The 20,766-nt window shown below is 64.3% G+C and carries 16 protein-coding genes and 2 riboswitches; of the genes, 10 read left to right on the top strand and 6 right to left on the bottom strand.

The features are described 5' to 3' along the window. Window positions 1–6 precede the first annotated feature (6 nt). The gene (gene gcvT, locus GJ698_RS00360; protein WP_154355615.1) at window positions 7–1,128 is read right to left on the bottom strand and encodes a glycine cleavage system aminomethyltransferase GcvT; all 1,122 of its coding nucleotides are present in this window, start codon (window positions 1,126–1,128) and stop codon (window positions 7–9) included. A gap of 44 nt (window positions 1,129–1,172) precedes the next feature. Continuing rightward, window positions 1,173–1,272, bottom strand: a riboswitch (glycine riboswitch). A gap of 7 nt (window positions 1,273–1,279) precedes the next feature. Next, a riboswitch (glycine riboswitch) is annotated at window positions 1,280–1,366 on the bottom strand. 132 nt (window positions 1,367–1,498) lie between these two features. Between gcvT and GJ698_RS00365 the strand changes: the two genes are divergently transcribed. Continuing rightward, complete coding sequence (locus GJ698_RS00365; protein ID WP_154355616.1) at window positions 1,499–2,059, top strand: ATP-dependent Clp protease proteolytic subunit; 561 nt, start codon at window positions 1,499–1,501, stop codon at window positions 2,057–2,059. 51 nt (window positions 2,060–2,110) lie between these two features. On the opposite strand, the gene GJ698_RS00370 is transcribed toward GJ698_RS00365, so the two are convergent. Next, window positions 2,111–2,308, bottom strand: coding sequence for a hypothetical protein (locus tag GJ698_RS00370; RefSeq protein WP_154355617.1), 198 nt, complete (start codon window positions 2,306–2,308; stop codon window positions 2,111–2,113). Between the two features lie 158 nt (window positions 2,309–2,466). Then, the gene (locus tag GJ698_RS30710) at window positions 2,467–3,894 is read right to left on the bottom strand and encodes a methyl-accepting chemotaxis protein (protein ID WP_166454765.1); all 1,428 of its coding nucleotides are present in this window, start codon (window positions 3,892–3,894) and stop codon (window positions 2,467–2,469) included. Between the two features lie 184 nt (window positions 3,895–4,078). Here GJ698_RS30710 and GJ698_RS00380 point away from each other — a divergent pair, with 184 nt between their 5' ends. The 8 genes from GJ698_RS00380 to GJ698_RS00415 all read left to right on the top strand — a co-directional run bounded on the left by GJ698_RS00380 (window position 4,079) and on the right by GJ698_RS00415 (window position 17,041). Then, window positions 4,079–6,538 (top strand): DUF1631 family protein, encoded by a 2,460-nt coding sequence (locus GJ698_RS00380; RefSeq protein ID WP_154355619.1) that lies wholly within the window; start codon window positions 4,079–4,081, stop codon window positions 6,536–6,538. Window positions 6,539–6,768: 230 nt separating this feature from the next. Continuing rightward, entirely contained in the window at window positions 6,769–7,353 is a 585-nt protein-coding gene (locus GJ698_RS00385) for a phosphatase PAP2 family protein (protein ID WP_371865079.1), read from the top strand. A 90-nt stretch (window positions 7,354–7,443) separates the two neighbouring features. Continuing rightward, complete coding sequence (smc, locus tag GJ698_RS00390) at window positions 7,444–10,971, top strand: chromosome segregation protein SMC (RefSeq protein WP_371865080.1); 3,528 nt, start codon at window positions 7,444–7,446, stop codon at window positions 10,969–10,971. Continuing rightward, on the top strand, window positions 10,968–12,155 hold the full coding sequence (locus GJ698_RS00395; RefSeq protein WP_154355621.1) for a cell division protein ZipA C-terminal FtsZ-binding domain-containing protein: 1,188 nt from the start codon (window positions 10,968–10,970) through the stop codon (window positions 12,153–12,155). Before smc ends, GJ698_RS00395 begins: the two co-directional genes overlap by 4 nt. Before the next feature lie 9 nt (window positions 12,156–12,164). Next, the gene (gene ligA, locus GJ698_RS00400) at window positions 12,165–14,501 is read left to right on the top strand and encodes an NAD-dependent DNA ligase LigA (protein WP_154355622.1); all 2,337 of its coding nucleotides are present in this window, start codon (window positions 12,165–12,167) and stop codon (window positions 14,499–14,501) included. Window positions 14,502–14,503: 2 nt separating this feature from the next. After that, window positions 14,504–15,403: a UTP--glucose-1-phosphate uridylyltransferase GalU gene (galU, locus tag GJ698_RS00405; protein WP_154355623.1), complete on the top strand. Its 900-nt coding sequence runs from the start codon at window positions 14,504–14,506 to the stop codon at window positions 15,401–15,403. Next, the gene (gene def / locus GJ698_RS00410) at window positions 15,400–15,936 is read left to right on the top strand and encodes a peptide deformylase (protein WP_154355624.1); all 537 of its coding nucleotides are present in this window, start codon (window positions 15,400–15,402) and stop codon (window positions 15,934–15,936) included. Before galU ends, def begins: the two co-directional genes overlap by 4 nt. A 46-nt stretch (window positions 15,937–15,982) precedes the next feature. Continuing rightward, window positions 15,983–17,041: an AI-2E family transporter gene (locus GJ698_RS00415; protein WP_154355625.1), complete on the top strand. Its 1,059-nt coding sequence runs from the start codon at window positions 15,983–15,985 to the stop codon at window positions 17,039–17,041. On the opposite strand, the gene GJ698_RS00420 is transcribed toward GJ698_RS00415, so the two are convergent. From GJ698_RS00420 to GJ698_RS00430, 3 genes are all read right to left on the bottom strand, one after another. After that, the gene (locus GJ698_RS00420) at window positions 17,038–17,469 is read right to left on the bottom strand and encodes a hypothetical protein (RefSeq protein WP_154355626.1); all 432 of its coding nucleotides are present in this window, start codon (window positions 17,467–17,469) and stop codon (window positions 17,038–17,040) included. The genes GJ698_RS00415 and GJ698_RS00420 overlap by 4 nt on opposite strands. A 52-nt stretch (window positions 17,470–17,521) precedes the next feature. Further along, on the bottom strand, window positions 17,522–18,598 hold the full coding sequence (locus GJ698_RS00425; RefSeq protein WP_154355627.1) for a DNA topoisomerase IB: 1,077 nt from the start codon (window positions 18,596–18,598) through the stop codon (window positions 17,522–17,524). Window positions 18,599–18,676: 78 nt separating this feature from the next. Beyond that, window positions 18,677–18,904, bottom strand: a complete 228-nt coding sequence (locus GJ698_RS00430) for a hypothetical protein (protein WP_154355628.1) — start codon at window positions 18,902–18,904, stop codon at window positions 18,677–18,679. 91 nt (window positions 18,905–18,995) lie between these two features. On the opposite strand from GJ698_RS00430, the gene GJ698_RS00435 reads away from it, so the two are divergent. Continuing rightward, on the top strand, window positions 18,996–20,726 hold the full coding sequence (locus GJ698_RS00435) for a S41 family peptidase (RefSeq protein ID WP_154355629.1): 1,731 nt from the start codon (window positions 18,996–18,998) through the stop codon (window positions 20,724–20,726). The last annotated feature ends 40 nt before the right edge of the window (window positions 20,727–20,766 follow it).

A 20,766-nucleotide genomic window follows, 5' to 3' on the forward strand; every position in this document is an offset into this window, starting at 1 on the left:
TTTTAATTAAACGGCCAGGATCTTGCCGTTGCGGACGAACGGCAATTTAACCACAGAAGCGGCCAGTTTCTTGTCGCGGATTTCCACATGCACGGTGTCGCCGACGTTCACGCCGTTCGGCACGCGCGCCAGGGCGATGGCCTGCTGCATGCTCGGGCTGAAGGTGCCGCTGGTGATCTCGCCGGTGGCGTCGGTGCCGGCCACGATGACTTTCTGGTGCGCGCGCAGCACGCCGCCTTTTTCGCGCAGGATCAGGCCGACGAACTGGCTGTTCTGGCCCTTGGCCTGCAGCGCGGCCTTGCCGATGAAGTCGCGCTCGGAGACCAGGTCGATGGTCCATGCCAGGCCGGCGTCCAGCGGGTTCACGGTTTCGTCCATGTCCTGGCCGTACAGGTTCATGCCGGCTTCCAGGCGCAGCGTGTCGCGCGCGCCCAAGCCCGCAGGCTTGACGCCGACGGCGACCAGCGCGTTCCACAGGTTCTCGGCCTGCTCGGCGGCGACGCCGATTTCAAAGCCGTCTTCGCCGGTGTAGCCGGTGCGGGCGATCATCGCCTCGCCGAAGGCGGCGCTTTGCGCGAAGGCGACGTTGAACGGCTTCATTTCGGCGGTGCCTTGCTTCGATTCAGGAATCACTTCCCATACCTTGGCGCGGGCGTTCGGGCCTTGCACGGCGATCAGCGCCATGGCGTTGGCGCCGTCGCGGCGCTGGGTGATGGTCAGGCCGGCGCCGGTGGCGTCGTTCTGCGCCTGCATCCACGCCACGTCCTTCTCGGCGGTACCGGCGTTGACCACCAGGCGGAACCAGCTCTCGTTGATGAAGTAGACGATCAGGTCGTCGATGACGGTGCCTTCAGGATTCAGCATGCACGAGTACAGCGCCTTGCCCGATACCTGCAGCTTGTCGACGTTGTTGGCCAGCAGGCCGCGCAGGAAGGCGCGCACCTTGTCGCCCTTGATGTCGACCACGCACATGTGGGCGACGTCGAACATGCCGACGTCGGTGCGCACGGCGTTGTGTTCTTCGATTTGGGAGCCGTAGTTGACGGGCATGTCCCAGCCGCCGAAATCGACCATGCGGGCGCCGGCTGCGCGGTGAGCGTTATTGAGGGGGGTAGCTTTGAGCGTCATGGTCCGGTCCAAACGAAAAGAGGTTAACAGGGAATACTAATATTCCAAACCCCTCTGTCCTTGGTACCTGAGAGATAGCGGAAAGATCTTTCCGCACGCCCCTTCGGTGGATTGCCCATGCAATCTCTCTCCAGAGTTTGAGCCATTCTTGGCCCCTTGACCGGTCCTTTTGCCTGAGAGTTTGTGGGTAGTGCCCCTTCGGCGGCAACGCGAGTTTGCCCTCTCCCGATCAAGACTCGGGAATATATGTCAGAAGGGCCTGAATGTCAATCTTGCGGCCCAGCGTGAGGCCGCGCACGAATGGGGCAATAAAAAAGCTTCCATAGCGACAATTTGCTAGAATAAATCACACTTATTCAAGAGCCCAGCCATGAGCCAAGATCATACAAATTACGAAGGACATGCGTGGTTCACGCTTTCCGGGGATGTTAACAGCGACATGGTGCGCCGCGTCTTCGACGCGGTGGCCGACATGACCGAAGACCGCATCACCACCGCCCACATCCTGATTCAGTCCAACGGCGGCTACGTCAGCGACGGCATCTGCCTGTACAACTACCTGAGCAAATTGCCGATCAAGATCGTCACCTACAACGCCGGCGCGGTGGCGTCGATCGCGGTGATTCTGTTTCTCTCGGGCAGCGAACGCTATGCCAGCGACACCGCCCGTTTCATGGTGCACAAGTCGCACGCCAGCGCGCCGCACGGCGCCCGCCCGGACGCGCTGCGCATCATCGTCGAAGGTTTGCAGGCGGACGATGCGCGCACCGAGCAAATCCTGCGCAGCCACGTGGAACTGTCTGATGAGCAATGGCGCACGCACGAATATTCGGACCTGCACTTGACGGCGGCCCAGGCGCATACGGTAGGGATGATTAACAGCGTGGAAGACTTCGTGCCGCCCAGCGGCCAGCGGGTGACCAATATCTGATGAGGGAGCGATGCGGCGCGCACGGCGCCGCATTTACCGCTGATTGTCTACTTAGCGGTTGCCGGATTGCTTGTTGCCGTCATTTTTAGGGTTTTGACGGCCAGCATCGATCTGTTGCTCACGGGTGCCGCCTTGCTGATCGCTGCGCGATCCGCTGGACGAACCTGCACTGCCCGATTGCTTGCTGCCTTGGTTCGAGCCTTGTTTCGAGCCCTGGTTACTGCTGCTGCCTTTTTGGTTCGAGTTCATGTTGCTTCCTTTTTAAAGTGAAAAGAACGTACTCGCCAGAATCGTCCCGGCCGTTTGTTGGCTGAGGCGTTTCCGGTGACGCCATGATGCGTTTTTGAGCTTCTGCCCGGTATCGGAGTTCGTGCTGATGGTCTGTAGGAGTACGCCTCACTGGCAGCTTAAAACTCTTCCCATTCGACCTCCTTGCGCACGGCGCGCATCGGCTGGGGCAGGGCGTTGCGCGCTGCCGCATGCGGCCCGACGGCCGATGCGTTGCCTGCCGACGCCGCCTCATCGGCCGCAAACACGCTGATGGCCGCGCTCAGCTTGGCGGTCTCACCCCGCATCGACGCGGCTGCGGCTGTGGCCTGTTCCACCAGCGCCGCGTTCTGCTGGGTCGCCTGGTCCATGGCGGCAATCGCCTGGTTCACCTGTTCCAGCCCGGCGGTCTGCTCGGCGCTGGCGTCGGCGATTTCGCCGATCAGCCCGGTCACCTGCTTGACGCTGCCGACCACCTCGTCCATGGTCTTGCGGGCCTGATCGGCCAGCTGTGTGCCGCGCGCCACCTTGTCGACCGAATCGTCGATCAGCGCCTTGATTTCCCTGGCCGCCGCCGCCGAACGCTGCGCCAGGTTGCGCACCTCGGACGCAACCACCGCAAAGCCGCGCCCCTGTTCGCCGGCGCGCGCCGCCTCCACCGCCGCGTTCAGCGCCAGGATATTGGTCTGGAAAGCGATGCCGTCTATCACGCCGATAATCTCGGCAATCTTGCGCGAGCTGTCGTTGATCGACGCCATGGTGCCGACCACCTGCGCCACATCGCCGCCGCCGCGCACCGCCACGGCGGACGCCGACAGCGCCAGCTTGTTGGCTTCCATTGCATGGCCGGCGTTCTGGCGCACGGTGGCGGTCAGCTGTTCCATGGAAGAGGCCGTTTGTTCCAGCGCCGACGCCTGCTGCTCGGTGCGCGCCGACAAATCCTGGTTGCCCTCCGCAATCTCCGCCGCCGAGCCGCCGATCGCCCTTGCGCCGCTTTGCACCTGGCTGACGATGGCGTGCAGGCTGTCGTTCATGTGCTGCATGGCGCACAGCAGCTTGCCGGTCTGATTGTCCGGCTGCGGCGGAATGCAGGTGCCGAGGTCGCCGCCGGCGATGCGTTGCGCCACCAGCATGGCGTGCTGCAGCGGCGAGGTGATCGAGCGCGCCGTCCACAGCGCCAGCAAGGCGCCGCCGGCGATGGCGGCAAACAACAGGCTGAACGTCGTGACGCGGGCGCCGGCGTACAATTCATCTTGCTGTTTGCTTGCCTCCTGGCTGGACTGGATGGCGCTGACCAACAATTGGCTCAACTGGGTGTTCAGGGACTTGGCCTGCTGCAACTGGGTTTCCAGCGATGGCGCCGCACCTTCATTGAGCAGGGTTTCGTTGCGGCGAGACAATGCTGCGATAGTCTGCGGCAGCCACTGGCCGTTCAGTTCGACCGAGGCGCGGTTGATGGCGCTGATGCGCGACAGGGCGCTGATTCCCACCAGCGCCGTCAGGCTCAGCACGACGGCAAAGGCGGCCAACAGTTTGCGGGACGTTTCCAGGTTGTGCAGGAATTTCATGGGCATCCTTGGTGGCGGTTGATGGAAGGAAAGGGAGCTTTTTATCTTAGGGAAACTGCAACCTTGCCTGTTGAGCCGTCTCAAAATACGCAAAAAATTGCAGATTCTTGGTGCTTTGGTATTGCTTGATGGAAATATCATGTAAGAATGATGAGATACGCTGATTGACTCCGCAGGAACGCCCATGGTTGCAACTCCAACAACGCTTGCCACGCCGAAGAAGACGGTGTCGCCGCGGCATGCTTTGCTGGAAGAGCTGATCGGCATCGCGGTCAAGCATGCGGGCGATCAGTATCTGGATCTGGCCGCCAGGCTGGCCGGCGCGCTGATCGATGCGACCGATGGCGATACGCGCTTGTTCCAGCAGCGCGTCCGCGCCGGCAATTTGCTGCGCAATCGCAATTTCGCGTTTTTGCATCTGGCCACCAGCACGCTGGAGAAGGCGCTGCGGCGCGAGATCGCCGAATTGGCGCCGGCCGGCAAACGGGTGGTGCGCGGCGCGGACCAGCCGCTGTCGCTGGTGCCGTTCGAGGAGATGGACAGCAAGGTCGCTTTAAGCGGCGTCAGCAAACCGTTCGAGGTGCAGTATGCGGATGCCTTGCAGACGCTGAATGTGCGGCTGGCGTTTTTGCTGGAGCGCGATATTCTGCGCGTCAGCCAGAATCCGTTCCGGCCGGCGGTGTTTCTGGAGGCCTTGCAGCAGGCGTGGACGGAGTTTGATCCGGAGGAGGAATCGGCCGGGCTGTTGCAGCCGTGGATCAAGCCGGACATGTTCATCGCGCTGGGGCCGATGCTTGAGGCCTTGAGCCTGGCCTTGCAGAGCAAGGGCGTGTTGCCGGGCAGCGTGGATGGCTACAAGCGCCGCAAGGCGGATGGCGGGGCGGCCAAGGCCAGTACCAACCAGGCGGCGTTGGCGCAGCAGTTGCGGCAGTTTTTTGCGTCCAGCGATGTGGCCGGTTCGGCGGCGGGGCAGATTGTCGATGGCATTGCCAGCGGCATGCTGGGCGGCGGCGTTGATTTGACGATACCGGATCTGCCGGCGTCGGTGCTGTCGGCCGGCAGCACGTGGGCGCCGAACGGCGCGCATGCCACGGGCGCGCCGCTTGTCGGCCAGCCCGGCGTGCATGCGGTGGGCGGGATGATGCCGGGCTTCACCGGCGGCGCTCCGGCAGCCGGCGCGCTGGCAATGGGCGGCGGGCAGATGGCGATGCCGGCCGGCGGCTGGCCGCAAGGAGCGGCCCAGGGCTTCCACGTCGGCGCCGTGCCCAACGAAGAGCTGCAACGCGCGGCGCAACTGCAGGCCAGACAGCCATTGCTGGCCTACCTCGCCACGCTGCAGAAAGCCGCCCCGTTCGAGTCGGGCGGCGGCGCCGCGCCGGCGCAGGCAAGCAACGTCTTCTACCTGCCCAGCCTGAAGCAAACCATGCCGGAAGGCAGCCTGACGCGCGCCGATGAATCGACCATCGACCTGCTGTCCGCCGTCTTCGACACCGTATTCCGCGACCAGAGCATCTCGCCGGAAATCCGCGAGCTGATCCGCTTCCTGCAAATCCCGGTACTGAAAGCCGCACTGGTCGACAAGAATTTCTTCTTCCAGGAAGCCCACCCGGCGCGCCGCCTGCTGGAACTGCTGTCGCGCATGGGCTGGGAGCAGCGCAAGGGGCCGGACGATCCGCTGTTCCAGGCCATGCAGCGCAGCGTCGACCGCGTCGGCCGCGACTACGAGCAGGAACTGTCGGTGTTCACCGAAGCCGTCAACGAACTGGAAGCCTCGATCCAGGCCGAGGAAAAGGCCGCCGCAGCCGCCATCGCCGCACCGATCGCCGCCGCGCTCAAGCAGGAAAAAATGGCCGAGTCGAACAAGCTGGCCAAAAACGCTGTCGCGCTGCGCATCGGTACCGGCGAAGTGATCGCCGTGGTCGAAGCCTTCCTCGAACAGCGCTGGGTATCGGTGCTGACCATCGCCTACAGCATCGAAGACGACAAGCCCGGCGCCGTCAACAACGCCACCAGGGCTATGGACGAGCTGATCTGGAGCGTGCGGCCGAAACTGACGCCGGACGACCGCAAGCAATTGATCGCCAAGCTGCCCGGCCTGCTGTCGGCGCTGAACAAATGGCTGGACGTCATCAAGTGGCAGGACGCCGACCGCCTGCAATTCTTTGCCGAACTGGCCGAATGCCACGCCTCCATCGTGCGCGCGCCGCTGGACATGTCGCCCGAGCGGCAAGTGGAAATCTCCATGCAGGTCGCCCAACAGGCCGCCGAACGCCGGCTGGCGCTGCAAGCCAAGGCCGACGCCGAAGCCGCGCGGCAGGCCGCGCCGGAGCCGGAAGAGGAAGACGCCATCATCGAAGTCGACAGCCTGGCGCGCGGCATGTGGCTGGAATTCGAACAGGAGGATGGCAGCAGCCGCAAGGTCAAGCTGGCCTGGATCAGTCCCCAGCGCACGCTCTACATCTTCTCAACGGCGGCGCGGCAGGAAGCCTTCTCGATGTCCGGCGCCGACCTGGCCCGGCGCTTCCGCGAAGGCAGCGCCCAGGTGGTGCGCACCGAAGGCGTGGTCGCGGTCGCCCTGTCCCAGGCCCTGTCCCGCAGCGCCGACAACGACGCCAGCATCACCCAGCCAGCCGCCGCCGGCTGACCGGGCCGCACGCCGGGTGGAACGATCCGCAGCGCACAATTGAACGCCTTGCGCCGTCCTTTGGTTATCATGTGACATGCGCCGAGGTGATCGGAATTGCGAGAATGCCACCACTGTTAAGCTGATCTTGACTGTTGTGGTGCTGCAATAATCGCTAGAATGTGTTCACGTGAATTGATAGGTGCGCAGTTATGATTTGGCATTGGTTAAGTTTGATCGGCAGTCTGGCAGTGACCGGGCCGATTGGTGTCGCCATCGTGGTATGGCTGATGGCCGGCAAGTCCTGGCGGCTGGCGGCCATCTGGGTGGGGCTGTACGGCGTCGGCATGGCGCTGGTGGTCATCACCAAGATGGCCTTCATGGGCTGGGGCATCGGCGTGCAGTCGGTGGACTTCGCCGGCTTCAGCGGCCATGCGATGCGCGCGTCGGCCGTCTTCCCGGTGGCCGGCTTCCTGATCACCCGTTCGTCGCCGCCCTGGGCACAGATATTGGGCAGTACCGCCGGCGTGCTGCTGGCCGTGCTGATTTCGCTGTCGCGCATCTATACCCAGTCGCATTCGCCGTCCGAGGCCTGGACCGGCTGTCTGCTGGGCCTGATCGTGGCCGGCGCCTTCATCTGGTATGCCAGCGGCGAGCATCACCTGGCCTTGAGCCGCATCCTGGCGCTGCTGTGCGTGCCCATATTCCTGATGATGCCGCACGTCCAGCCGGTGCCGGCCGAACAGTGGATTGCCAAGGCCGCGCTCTACCTGTCCGGCCGCGACCACCCGTACACCCGCGCCATGTGGCACGCGCCCCGGCCGCAGACGCGTTGACAATGGTGCAGCGTGTTGTGTTTTCAGCCTGATATCATACGCAAAATGGTATTATTGTGAAATTTTCCAGCCCAACCACCAGATAACAACGTGCGTCTATCTTCCATTAAATTGTCGGGATTTAAGTCTTTCGTTGATCCCACCAATTTCCAGGTGCCGGGTCAATTGGTAGGCGTGGTCGGTCCTAACGGCTGCGGCAAGTCGAACATCATCGACGCCGTGCGCTGGGTGCTGGGTGAATCCAAGGCTTCCGAGCTGCGCGGCGAGTCGATGCAGGACGTGATCTTCAACGGCTCGACGCACCGCAAGCCGGCCGGCCGTTCGTCGGTGGAGCTGGTGTTCGACAACAACGCCGGCAAGGCCGCCGGGCAGTGGGGCCAGTACGCCGAGATCGCCGTCAAGCGCACGCTGACGCGCGACGGCACCTCCACTTACTACATCAACGGCCAGCCGGTGCGCCGGCGCGACATCCAGGACATCTTCCTCGGCACCGGCCTCGGTCCGCGCGCCTATGCGATTATCGGCCAGGGCATGATCTCGCGGATTATCGAATCGCGCCCGGAGGAGCTGCGCGTGTTCCTGGAAGAGGCGGCCGGCGTATCGAAGTACAAGGAACGCCGCCGCGAAACGGAAAACCGCCTGCACGACACGCGCGAGAACCTGCTGCGCGTGGAAGACATCCTGCGCGAACTGAACTCCAATCTGGAAAAGCTGGAAGGCCAGGCCGCCGTGGCGACCAAGTTCCACCAGCTGCAAGCCGACCAGGAAGAGAAGCAGAAGCTGCTCTGGCTGCTGCGCAAGATCGAAGCCGAGAACGAGCAGAAGAAATACTTCCGCGAAGTCGAACAGGCGCAGAACGATCTGGAAGAGCAGACCGCCAAGCTGCGCAACGTCGAGCTGTCGCTGGAGCAGATGCGCCAGTCGCACTTCGCCGCCGGCGACCGCCTGCACACGGCGCAGGGATCGCTGTACCAGACCAACGCCGAAATCGGCAGCCTGGAAGCGCAGATGAAATTCGTGGTCGAATCGCGCAGCCGCCTGCAGGCGCAGCTGGCCACGCTGGCCGCGCAGCGCGACCAGTGGCAGCGCCAGGCCACCGAATTCGGCGAGCAGATCGAGGAAGCCGAATTCAACCTGGAAGAACTGAGCGCCAAGGTCGAGGAATCGCAGGTCATGGCCGAGCAAAAGGCCGAGTCGCTGCCGATGCTGGAACAGGCGTCGAAGGAAGCGCAGACCCGCAGCACCGAATCGCGTTCGCGCATCATGCAGGCGCAGCAGCAGCTGGAGCTGGAATCCGCGCATCAGCGCAACGCCAACAACATTCTCAACGGCCTGGCCGTGCGGCGCGAACGCCTACAGCAGGAAAAGAGCGGTTTGAGCCTGCCGGACAGCGCGCATCTGTCCAACCTGCGCTTGCAGCTGGAAGAGAAGCAGCAGGCGCTGGAAGAACAGAGCTTCGTGCTGGAAGAAGCGCTGGAACAGCAGCCGAAGCTGGAGCAGGAACGCCAGGACGCGCAGCAGCAGGTCAACACCGAGACCGCCGCCAACGCGCAGCTGGAAGCGCGCCTGAATGCGCTGCGCCAGTTGCAGGAACGTGTGCAAACCCAGGGCAAGGTCACGCCGTGGCTGCAAAAGCACGAACTGGAATCGCTGCCGCGCCTGTGGCAGAAACTGAATATCGAAGCGGGCTGGGAGCCGGCGCTGGAGTCGGTGCTGCGCGAGCGCACCTCGGCGCTGCAAATGTCGAACATCGAATGGGCCAAGGCCTTCTTCAGCGATGCGCCGCCGGCCAAGCTGGCGCTGTACGCGCCGTCCACCGCCGTGCCGCCGGCGCCGGTGGAAGCGGCGGGCCTGAAGCCTTTCCTGAACCTGCTGAAGATTAACGATCCGGGCCTGCGCGGCCTGTTGCAGGACTGGCTGCACAACGTCTACATGGCCGAGGACACGGCCGAAGCCTTTGCCGACCGCGCCAAGCTGCCTGCGGGCGGCAGCATCATCACCCGCCAGGGCCACGTCGTCACGCAGAACAGCGTGCGCTTCTACGCCGCCGATTCCGAGCAGGACGGCATGCTCGGACGTCAGCAGGAAATCGACAACATCACCAAGCAGCTGCGCGCGCAGCAGATGCTGGCCGACGAAGCGCGTTCGCGCTCGGTGCGCGCGGATGCCGCCGTGTCGGACCTGACGCGCCGCCTGACCGAATACCGCGCCAAGCTGCAAAGCCTGCAGCAGTCGGTGCACACGCTGCAGCTGGACGTGGTCAAGCTGTCCGAGATCGAAGCGCGCTTCAACCAGCGCAGCACGCAGATCGAAACCGACCTGGCCGAGATCACCGCGCAGGAAGAAGAGCAGACCCAGATCAAGCTGGAATCGGAAGAGAAGTTCGAGCAGCTGGATATGGAGCTCGGCAACCTGCAAGGCACGCACGAAGACGGCCAGACCGACTTTATGGAAAAGGAACAGCGCCTGGCCGACGCCCGCGAAGCCTTGCGCGACCTGGAACGCGCGGCGCAGGAAGTGCAGTTCGCCGAGAAGACCCAGCGCAGCAAGATCGAAGAATTCCGCCGCAACGTCGCCACCGCCACCGCGCAGGTGGCGCAGGTCACCGAGAGCATGGAAGCCGGCCGCATGGAGCTGGAAGGCCTGGAGGCCGGCGAGAGCAACGACGGCCTGCAGGAGCTGCTGGACCGCCGCACGGCACAGGAGAAAGCGCTGTCCGACGCGCGCCACGAACTCGATCAGATCGCGCAGCAACTGCGCCTGTTCGAGGAAGGCCGCATGTCGACCGAGCGCGCGCTGCAACCGCAGCGCGACAAGATCATGGAAATGCAGCTGAAGGAACAGGCCGCGCGCCTGAACCAGGAGCAGTTCGCGGCGCAGCTGGCCGAGGTGCAGGCCGACGAGGCGGCGCTGGCCGAGAAGCTGCATCCGGACATGAAGGCGTCCTATCTGCAGGGCGAGGTCACGCGCCTGACCAATGCGATTTCGATGCTGGGCGCGGTCAACCTGGCGGCGCTGGACGAACTGGCCACCGCGTCCGAGCGCAAGAACTTCCTCGATTCGCAGAACGCCGATCTGACCGAGGCGATCAACACGCTGGAAGACGCCATCACCCGGATCGACAAGGAAACGCGCGACCTGCTGCAAGACACCTTCGACCGCGTCAACGGCCACTTCTCCGAACTGTTCCCGATCCTGTTCGGCGGCGGCCAGGCAAAGCTGATCATGACCGGCGACGAAATTCTGGACTCCGGCGTGCAGGTCATGGCCCAGCCGCCCGGCAAGAAGAACGCCACCATCCACCTGCTGTCCGGTGGCGAGAAAGCGCTGACGGCTACCGCGCTGGTGTTCTCCATGTTCCGGCTGAATCCCGCGCCGTTCTGCCTCCTCGACGAGGTGGATGCGCCGCTGGACGACGCAAATACCGAACGATTCTGCCGTATGGTCAAACGCATGTCTGAACATACCCAATTCCTCTTCATCTCGCACAACAAGATTGCGATGGAGATGGCCAATCAATTAATCGGTGTGACGATGCAGGAGCAGGGTGTATCGCGCATCGTGGCGGTGGATATGGAATCCGCCGCAAACTTCGCTTCCGAGGCACAAGCAGCATGACAGATCTCCAAATCAGCTTAATCGCAGCCGCCGGCGTGTTTGTCGCCGGCGTCTTCACGTACAACAAAATCCAGGAATACAAGGCCAAGAAGAGCGTCGAACGCGCCTTCTCGACCGACCATGACGATGTGCTGATGCGCACCGGCGGCGAAGAGCCGCAGCTGACGCCGACGCCCAACGCGCCTGCCACGCCGCATGCGCGCCAGGAACCGAGCTTCTCGCTCGACGGCGCGGCGCCTGGCGTGGCTGGCGGCGAAGCCTCGGCTGCCGCTGCCGCACTCGGCGCGCTGGCCGCGGATTTCACCAGCGATGACGGCGCACTGCTGACCGTGAGCGAGGATGAACTGGCCGCACGCGCCAACGCTGCTTCGGCTGCGGCGGCGGAGCAGGCCACGGCGCTGGTCGATCCGCTGATCGACTGCCTGCTGCCGCTGGCGCTGGAAACCCCGGCGCGCGGCGACAAGCTGCTGCCGGTGCTGCAAACCCTGCGCATGGTCGGCAACAAGCCGGTGCACTACATCGGCAAGGCCGTCAGCGGCGACTGGGAACCGGTGGTGCACGGCGGCGTCTACACCGAACTGCAAGGCGGCGTGCAGCTGGCCAGCCGCAGCACCGCGCTGAACGAACTGGAATACTCGGAACTGGTGACGCGCCTGCGCGCCATGGCCGACGAAATCGGCGCTGAGCCGGTGATCCCGGACATGATCGAGGTCATGGCGGAAGCGCGCAATCTGCACCGCTTCGTCGCCGGGCACGACGCGCAGCTGGGCGTCAACCTGCAAACCAACGGCGCACCATGGGCCATCAACACGTTGATCGGCGCGTTGGAGAAGCAGGGCTTCGACGTGCGTCCGGACGGCCGCTTCGTGATGCCGGATGGCGACGGCGGCTTCCTGTTCTCGCTGTCGACCAATGTGACGCCGGCCGAGGAAACCACGGCGCGCCTGACGCTGCTGCTGGACGTGCCATGCGTGGCGCCGGCGCGCGACGGCTTCGGCGCCATGGTCGCTTGCGCCAGGGGCCTGATGGCGCGCCTGGACGGCACCATTGTCGACGATTACAACCAGCCGCTGTCGGATGCGGCGCTGACCGAAATCGCCGGCCAGGTGCAGGACTTCTACGCCGAGATGAACGATGCCGATATTCCGGCAGGCTCCACCCGCGCAATGCGTTTGTTCAGCTAAGGTAAAGCAATGACGGTAGATTTTAAAACGCGCATCGAGCAACTCAGCGCGGAGCTGAACCGGCATTTGCACGCCTATCATGTGGAAGACGCGCCGACCATTCCGGACGCGGAGTACGACAAGCTGTTTATCGAGCTGCAAAAGCTCGAAGAGGAACACCCGGCGCTGGCGCTGGATGACTCGCCGACCAAACGCGTCGGCGCGGCGCCGCTGCCGCAGTTCGAACAGGTGACGCACACGGTGCCGATGCTGTCGCTGAATAATGGCTTCACCGACGAAGACATCGAAAACTTCGACCGCCGCGTGCGCGACGGCCTGGATACGGCCGCGCTGGTGGAATACGCCGCCGAAGTCAAATACGACGGCCTGGCGATCAATCTGCGCTACGTGGACGGTCTGCTGGTGCAGGCGGCCACGCGCGGCGACGGCTACACCGGTGAAGACGTCACCGCCAATATCCGCACCATCCGCAGCATTCCCTTGCGCCTGAAAACCGCTCATCCGCCCGCCATCCTCGATGTGCGCGGCGAGGTGCTGATGTTCAAGCGCGATTTCGAAGCGATGAACGCGCGCCAGCGCGAGGCCGGGCAAAAGGAGTTCGTCAATCCGCGTAATGCGGCGGCAGGCAGCCTGCGCCAGCTCGATTCGCGCATCACCGCGTCGCGCAAGCTGAGTTTCTTCGCTTACGGCATCGGCGCGCTGGAAGGCGCCGAGATGCCGCTGTCGCATTCGGCGCTGCTGGACTGGTATCGCGAACTGGGCCTGCCGGTGGCGAAGGAAGCGTCGGTGGTGCGCGGCTACGATGGCCTGATGGCCTATTACAAGCAGATCGGCGATGCCCGTCCGGCCATGCCATACGAGATCGACGGCGTGGTCTACAAGGCCAACCTGTTGCAGGACCAGCGCACGCTGGGCTTTGTCTCGCGCGCGCCGCGTTTCGCGCTGGCGCACAAGTTCCCGGCCGAGGAAGCGCTGACCGTGGTGCAGGCGATTGAAGTGCAGGTCGGCCGCACCGGCGCCATCACGCCGGTGGCGCGCCTGGCGTCCGTGTTCGTCGGCGGCGTCAACGTCACCAACGCCACGCTGCACAACGAAGATGAGGTGCGCCGCAAGGACGTGCGCGTCGGCGATACGGTGATCGTGCGCCGCGCCGGCGACGTGATTCCGGAAGTGCTGGCGGTGGTGCTGGAGCGTCGTCCGTCGCCGGAACCGGAAGCGTACGTGCTGCCGAAGACCTGCCCGGTGTGCGGCTCGCACGTGGTGCGCGAAGAGGGCGAGGCCATCGCCCGCTGCTCCGGCGGCCTGTTCTGCTCCGCGCAGCGCAAGGAAGCGATCCGCCACTTCGCCGGCCGTCGCATGATGGACATCGAAGGCCTGGGCGACCGCTACATCGATAGCCTGGTCGAATGGGGCAAGGTGCAGCGCGTGGCCGACCTCTACTCGCTCAAGCTGGAAGACCTGCTGGAGATGAAGCGCCTGGCCGATGAACGCGACGGCACCACACCGGAGACTGTGGTCAAGGGCAAGATCGCCACCAAGTGGGCGGACAATCTGCTGGAGGCCATCGCCGCCAGCAAGAACCCGCCGCTGGAGCGCATGCTGTTCGCGCTGGGCATCCGCCACGTCGGCGAATCGACCGCCAAAACATTGGCCGAGTGGCTGGGCCGCTTTGAACTGATCCGCCGCGTGCCGGCCGCGCTGCTGCGCGTGCTGCCCGACATCGGCGGCACGGTGGCGGAATCGATCGCCGACTTCTTCGCCGAACCGAAAAACCAGGAAGCCATCGACGCCTTGCTGGCGGCCGGCGTGGCGCCGAAAGGCGAGCATCCGCCAAGCGCCAAGCTGCGCGACAAGCTGGATACGGTGCAGCTGATGGCCGCGCTGGGCATTCCGAAACTGACCGAACCGCGCAGCAAGCAGCTGGTGGAAGAAGGCGTGACGCTGGAAGCGCTGGCGTATCTGCAGGTGTTCAACGTGTTCGGCCTGCCGGCGACGGTGTCGGATGCGCTGGAAGCATGGATGGCGGAACCGGCCAACCGCGCGCAGGTCAAGGCGCTGCACCTGCTGCGCAACGACCTGCTGGCGCAGCTGCCGGAAACCGTCGCCGCCGAAGGCCACCTGACCGGCAAGACCTTCGTCCTGACCGGCACGCTGCCGACCATGGGCCGCGACCAGGCCGCAGCGCTGATCGAGGCGGAAGGCGGCAAGGTGTCCGGTTCGGTCTCGAAGAAAACGCATTACCTGGTTGCCGGCGCCGACGCCGGCAGCAAACTGGCCAAGGCGCAGGAACTGGAAGTGACGGTCCTCGACGAAGCAGGCCTGCTGGCGCTCCTCGCACAAAAATAACCATGACAAAAATTAGAAAAGCCGTGTTTCCGGTGGCCGGTCTCGGTAGCCGTTTTTTACCCGCCACCAAGGCGCAGCCGAAAGAGATGCTGCCCATCGTCGACAAGCCGCTGATCCAGTACGCGGTGGAAGAGGCGGTGGCGGCGGGCATCACTGAGATGGTGTTCATCACCGGCCGTAACAAGCGCGCCATCGAGGACCATTTCGACACCGCCTACGAGCTGGAGTCTGAGCTGGAAGCGGCCAACAAGCAGCAGCTGCTGGACCTGGTGCAGAACGTGATTCCCAAGCATGTCCACTGCATCTACATCCGCCAGTCGGCGCCGCTGGGCCTCGGCCACGCGGTGCTGTGCGCGCGGCCGGTGGTGGGCGACGAGCCCTTTGCCGTGCTGCTGGCCGACGATTTCATGGACACCGCCGACGGCGTCCAGCCGGTGCTGGCGCAGATGACCGACGTGTATGCCCGCGAAGGCTCCAGCATCCTCGCGGTGCAGGACGTGCCGCGCGCGGCCACGCGCCAGTACGGCATCGTCAGCGCCAGCGCTTATCAGCCGAAGCTGGAAGTGGTGCGGGGCATTGTCGAGAAGCCGATGCCGGATGTGGCGCCGTCCACGCTGGCTGTGGTGGGGCGCTATGTGCTGAGCGGGCGTATCTTCAACTACCTGGAAAACCTCGGCAAAGGCACGGGCGGCGAGATCCAGCTGACCGACGGCATCGCCGCGCTGATGCAGGACGAACGCGTGCTGGCCTATCGGTACGACGGCACGCGCTACGATTGCGGCTCCAAGCTGGGCTACCTGAAGGCGACCACCGCGATGGGCCTCAAGCATCTGGAAACCGGCGACGAGTATTGCCAGTTTTTGCGCGAGATACAATGCGAGATCAAGGGGGATGCACAATGACGGTACGAGAAATCCTGAAGATGGGCGACCCGCGTCTGCTGCGCGTGGCCGAACCGGTGACCGAGTTCGACACGCCGGCGATGAAGGAGCTGATCGCCGATATGTTCGACACCATGCACGCGGCCAACGGCGCCGGGCTGGCGGCGCCGCAGATCGGCGTTAATTTGCAGCTGGTGATCTTCGGCTTCAAGCAGAATGCGCGCTACCCGGATGCGCCGCAGGTGCCGGAAACGGTATTGATCAATCCTGTGCTGACGCCGTTGTCGGACGAGATGGAAGAAGGCTTTGAGGGCTGCCTGTCGGTGCCGGGCTTGCGTGGCAGCGTGCCGCGTTACGTGCGGTTGCGTTATGAGGGCGTGGATGAGCATCAGCAGCCGATCAAGCGCGAGGTCGACGGCTTCCATGCGCGGGTAGTGCAGCATGAGGTGGACCACCTGCTGGGCAAGCTGTACCCGATGCGTATCAAGGACTTCTCCAAGTTCGGGTTCACGGAAGTGATGTTCCCGGGCCTCGACCCCAACGACGACGATTAAAGCCCCGAACGAAAGGGGCTGACCCTAACCCGTATAGAAATCGCCCATGCAGCCATTCTCGTTTCAACAAAAAATGTTCCTGCTGCTTCTGGCCGTAGTCACCATCGGCTTCGGCTGGATACTCGCGCCATACGGCGGGGCGATTTTCTGGGGCGTGGTGCTGGCGATCCTGTTCGCCCCCATCTACCGCTGGCTGTTGCAGCGAACCAGAAACCGCGCCGCGCTGGCGTCGTTCCTGACGCTGCTGCTGATCGTGGTGATCGTCATCCTGCCGCTGACGATGGTGTCGGTCTCCATCGTCAACCAGGCCGCATCAGTGGTGGAAATGGTCCGCTCGGGCGAAATCACCGTCGCCATGTTCTTCAACAAAATCATGGCGGCGCTGCCCAACTGGCTGGTCTCACTGCTCGACCGCTTCCATCTCACCAGCCTGGCCTACCTGCAGGACAAGCTCACCGAAGCCGCAGCGCAAGTGAGCCAGGAAGTGGCCAAGCGCGCCATCAACGCCGGCCTGTACACCTTCGATTTCCTCACCAGCCTGTGCATACTGCTCTACCTGCTGTTCTTCCTGCTGCGCGACGGCGACAAGCTGGCCAAGCGCATCCGCGAGGCGGTGCCGCTGAGCCGCAAGTACAAGCAGCGCCTGTTCCAGAACTTCACCACCGTGATCCGCGCCACCGTCAAGGGCAACATCCTGGTCGCCATCGCGCAGGGGGCGCTGGGCGGGCTGGCGTTCTGGTTCCTGGATGTCAGCGCGCCGGTGCTGTGGGGCGTGCTGATGGCCTTCCTGTCGCTGCTGCCGGCCGTCGGCGCGGCCATCGTGTGGGCGCCGGTGGCGATCTACTTCCTGGCGACGGGATCGATTTGGCAGGGCATCAGCCTGGCCGTATTCGGCGTGTTCGTGATCGGCCTGGTCGACAATTTCCTGCGTCCGGTGCTGGTCGGCCAGGACACCAAGATGCCCGACTACGTGGTGCTGTTGTCCACCGTCGGCGGCATGGCGCTGTTTGGCCTGAACGGCTTCGTCATCGGTCCGGTGGTTGCGGCACTGTTCATCGCGGCCTGGGATTTGTTCATCACCGCCAGCGAGTTCCACACCGACTAACTGGCGTCGTCCTCCGCGCGCAGCAGGTCGCGGGCATTCAGCAGGGCGTAGATGATTTCCGGGTGCCGGCCGAAGCAGCGGCGGATCGCGGCCGGGATGTTTTCGCGCGTGCGCCGGCACAGGCCCGGCTGCTCCGCCAGCTTGATCTGCAAGCCCATGACGGTGCGCACGCCGTTGGCGCTGGGCGTGATGGTCAGCCGGATACCCAGCAGTTCCAGCATGCGTTGTTCGAGGCGGCCCAGCGCTTCATAGCTGTCGATCGCCTCGATGCGGGCGATCAGCGCTTTCTCTTCCTCGCGCGTCAGGCGCAGGATGCGGATGTCGGTCCCGCTGTCGCGCTCCCAGGCGTCCAGCAGCTCGCCGTGCCGGCACTCGCAGGCGCCGGGCGGGCACTCTTTGCGGATGAGGAATGGCGGGGCAGTGGGCATGGACCTGATTCTACTCCTAAGGCCGGCACCGCGCGAGCCGCGTTGCCGCGCTTCAGCCGGTGTGTAGCCGCTGCTGCAACAGTGCCAGCACCGCCGCCTCTTCCGGCCGCAGCGCGTGCAGATCTTCCTTCAACTCCTGCCTGGCGCGCTGGCGCAGCGCGGTCAGCATCGTACCGTCGAGATAGGACTCGATCACCGCCGGATGCACATAGCACTTGCGGCAGATGGTGGGCGTATTGCCGAGTTTCTTGGCCACCGACTCGATGGCCTGCACCACGTTCTTCTTGGCTTGCACTTCGGTGTCGTACTTCTCGTATTCCAACAGCGCGACGGCGGCCAGCACGGTGCCGGCCCAGGTGCGGAAGTCCTTGGCGGTGTAGTCGGCGCCGGTGATGCCGTGCAGGTAGTCGTTGACGTCGGCCGAGTCGATGGCATGCGGATTGCCGTCGTCGTCCTCGTACTGGAACAGTTCCTGGCCGGGCAGGTCGCGGATGCGGGCGATGATGCGCGCCAGCCGGCGGTCCTGCACTTCCACCGCATGATGCACGCCGCTCTTGCCGCGGAAGCGGAACTGCACCTTGCTGCCGTCTAGCCGCACATGGCGGTCGCGCAGCGTGGTCAGGCCGAAGGACTTGTTCTCGCGCGCGTACTCCTCGTTCCCGATGCGCATCAGCGTCGCTTCCAGCAGGAAGACGATGGTGGCCAGCACCTTCTCGCGCGGCAGGCCGGGCTTGCGCAGGGCGTCATCGACGGCGCTGCGGATCGCCGGCAGCGCCTTGCCGAAGCTGAGCATGCGCTCGTACTTGGCGTCGTCGCGGTGCGTGCGCCAGCGTGGATGGTAGCGGTACTGCTTGCGGCCGCGCGCATCGCGGCCGGTGGCCTGCAGGTGGCCCAGCGGATGCTTGCAGATCCAGACGTCGGTCCATGCCGGCGGAATCACCAGCGACTTGATGCGCGCCAGCGTGTCCTCGTCCTTGACGGCGTGGCCGTCGGCGTCGAGGTAGCGGAACTGCTTGCCGTGCGGCTTGCGGGCGATGCCGGCCTGGCCGTCCTGTACGTAACGCAGGCCGGCCAGGCGTGCGGCCGCTGGTGGCGGCATGGCGGCCGCCGGGAGATCTTCGCGCTTCATCGCTATCCTTGGTGGGCAGAATACGACCGATGCTACGCGCCGCCAGGACGGTACGATGTGCGCTAGCGCACGATGTGTTTAGTCCATGCGCTTCAGGCGCTGGCCGACGATACTCCACTTGCAGGCTTCGCCGTCGACGGTGCCGGTCAGCACCCAGCCGGTGCCGATCTTCTCGACGCCGATCTCGCATTCCAGTTCTTTGGCCAGCTTCTCGGCCCAGCCCTTGGCGGCGCCTTGGCCCTTGAACAGCTCATGGCCGTCGTAGATCACGGTGGCGTCGAAAACGGAGGCGGCAAATATGGTCATGATGGTCTTCCAAAAAAATCAAGCCGCTATTGTGCCACGAAGGCGCGCCGTGTATTAGTATTCCACTCATTGCTTTTTATGTAAGGTCGATATGCGCCACCTTTCTTCATTCCTGCTGATCGCACTCTCGCTGACCACAGTGCCGGCATGTGCCGCCAGCGCGGTCGCACCGCAGCCTGGCGCCACCACCAAGGAGATCTACGCCTATCAGCGCGCCTTGCGCGCCGAGGCGCAGCGGTTGAGTGGGTCCGCGAGCGCGTCGCCGGATGACTTGCAGCAGGCCTTGAAAAAATACCAGGCGTCGCTCGACTATCTGGCGACGCCGCAGGTGCGCGATCACGCGCAAGGTTCGGTCTCGCTCGGCGCCGAATTCGTCAATGTGCTGATCCCGATGGCGCAAACCTATGCGCGGCTGGGCATGAAAGCGCAGGCGCTGGATGCCCTGGAGCGTGTGCTGGACACGTTGTGGCTGCCGCAGCTGGAACAGATCGCCAGTGACCACGCTTACGACAGCTTGCGCAATGAGGCGCGCTTCAAGGCGCTGCTGAAAACCAGCGCGATTCCCAGGCGTCTGTATCAGGCGCCGGCGATCGCCACGCCTTACAAGCCGGTTCTCAGCACGGAAGAGAAAGTGGCGGGTCTATCGCTGTTCTGGGCGGAGGTGCGGCGCAATTTCGTTCATTTCGACCATGTTCCGGACCTGGACTGGAACCAGGTGTACATGGACTATCTGACCAAGGTGATCGCCGCGCCGACAACCCGCGACTACTACCAGGTGATGATGCAGCTGGCGCCATTGCTGCAGGACGGCCACACCAATATCTATCCGCCCGATGCGCTGGTGCCCGAGTTGTTTTCGCGGCCGTCGTTGCGTACCGTGCTGGTCGAAGACAAGGTGCTGGTGCAGCGGGTCGGCAATGCTGCCTTGGCGGAGCGTGTGCACGTGGGAGAGGAAATCGTCGCCATTGACGGCGAGCCGGTGCAGCAATACGCGGCGCAACGCATCGCGCCATTCGTCAGCGCCTCGACCGCGCAGGACAGGGCGATGCGGATCTACAGCTACGAGCTGCTGCGCGGTGATGTGGGCAAACCGGTCGCGTTGCGCCTGCGCGCCGCGGATGGCGTCGAACGCACCGAGGTGCTACAGCGCAGTGGCGCTTATCAGGGGCCGCAGCAGTTCGAATTCAAGATGCTGCCAGGGCAGATCGCCTATCTGTCGCTGGGCGAGTTTGAAAGCGATCAAGGCGTCAAGCTGCTGCAGCAGATGCTGCCCGAGATACTGAAGGCGAAAGGGCTGGTGCTGGATGTGCGCCGCAATGGCGGCGGCTCTTCAGGGAATGGCTACGCGGTGCTGTCGTATCTGAGCCGGGAACCGTTCGCCACGTCCTCAAGCTACGTGCGCTCGGACGATGCGGTCATGCGCGCGCAAGCCGGCGCGGCCATCAACTGGTCGCGCACCTCGTGGGGAGACGAGACCTATCGCAACAAGCATCCGGAAGTTTACAACGGCCCGGTGGCGGTGCTGACCAGCGCCCAGACCTTCTCGGCGGCGGAGGATTTCGCGGTGGCGTTTCGCGGCATGAAGCGCGGGATCATCGTTGGCGAGGCGTCCGGCGGCAGCACCGGCCAGCCGCTGTTCCTGGACCTGCCTGGCGGCGGCAAGGCGCGTATCTGCGTCAAGCGCGACACCTACCCGGACGGCACGGCCTTCGTCGGCGTCGGCGTGCTGCCGGATGTGGAAGCCCATCCCACCGTGGCCAGCGTGCGCGCTGGTACCGATCCGGTGCTGGAGCGTGCGCTGGCGGAGCTGGGCAAGCGCTAAATCGTCTTGTACCCGGTTTGCCACTACGTCATTCAACGTA

The organism is Duganella aquatilis, assembly GCF_009674565.1.
Lineage (GTDB): Bacteria > Pseudomonadota > Gammaproteobacteria > Burkholderiales > Burkholderiaceae_D > Rugamonas > Rugamonas aquatilis.

What these genes read in the sequence shown, in the direction of transcription:
- gcvT (WP_154355615.1), bottom strand. Translation starts at nt 1,128, where the DNA reads ATGACGCTCAAAGCTACCCCCCTCAATAACGCTCACCGCGCAGCCGGC.
- GJ698_RS00365 (WP_154355616.1), top strand. Translation starts at nt 1,499, where the DNA reads ATGAGCCAAGATCATACAAATTACGAAGGACATGCGTGGTTCACGCTT.
- GJ698_RS00370 (WP_154355617.1), bottom strand. Translation starts at nt 2,308, where the DNA reads ATGAACTCGAACCAAAAAGGCAGCAGCAGTAACCAGGGCTCGAAACAA.
- GJ698_RS30710 (WP_166454765.1), bottom strand. Translation starts at nt 3,894, where the DNA reads ATGAAATTCCTGCACAACCTGGAAACGTCCCGCAAACTGTTGGCCGCC.
- GJ698_RS00380 (WP_154355619.1), top strand. Translation starts at nt 4,079, where the DNA reads ATGGTTGCAACTCCAACAACGCTTGCCACGCCGAAGAAGACGGTGTCG.
- GJ698_RS00395 (WP_154355621.1), top strand. Translation starts at nt 10,968, where the DNA reads ATGACAGATCTCCAAATCAGCTTAATCGCAGCCGCCGGCGTGTTTGTC.
- ligA (WP_154355622.1), top strand. Translation starts at nt 12,165, where the DNA reads ATGACGGTAGATTTTAAAACGCGCATCGAGCAACTCAGCGCGGAGCTG.
- galU (WP_154355623.1), top strand. Translation starts at nt 14,504, where the DNA reads ATGACAAAAATTAGAAAAGCCGTGTTTCCGGTGGCCGGTCTCGGTAGC.
- def (WP_154355624.1), top strand. Translation starts at nt 15,400, where the DNA reads ATGACGGTACGAGAAATCCTGAAGATGGGCGACCCGCGTCTGCTGCGC.
- GJ698_RS00415 (WP_154355625.1), top strand. Translation starts at nt 15,983, where the DNA reads ATGCAGCCATTCTCGTTTCAACAAAAAATGTTCCTGCTGCTTCTGGCC.
- GJ698_RS00420 (WP_154355626.1), bottom strand. Translation starts at nt 17,469, where the DNA reads ATGCCCACTGCCCCGCCATTCCTCATCCGCAAAGAGTGCCCGCCCGGC.
- GJ698_RS00425 (WP_154355627.1), bottom strand. Translation starts at nt 18,598, where the DNA reads ATGAAGCGCGAAGATCTCCCGGCGGCCGCCATGCCGCCACCAGCGGCC.
- GJ698_RS00430 (WP_154355628.1), bottom strand. Translation starts at nt 18,904, where the DNA reads ATGACCATATTTGCCGCCTCCGTTTTCGACGCCACCGTGATCTACGAC.
- GJ698_RS00435 (WP_154355629.1), top strand. Translation starts at nt 18,996, where the DNA reads ATGCGCCACCTTTCTTCATTCCTGCTGATCGCACTCTCGCTGACCACA.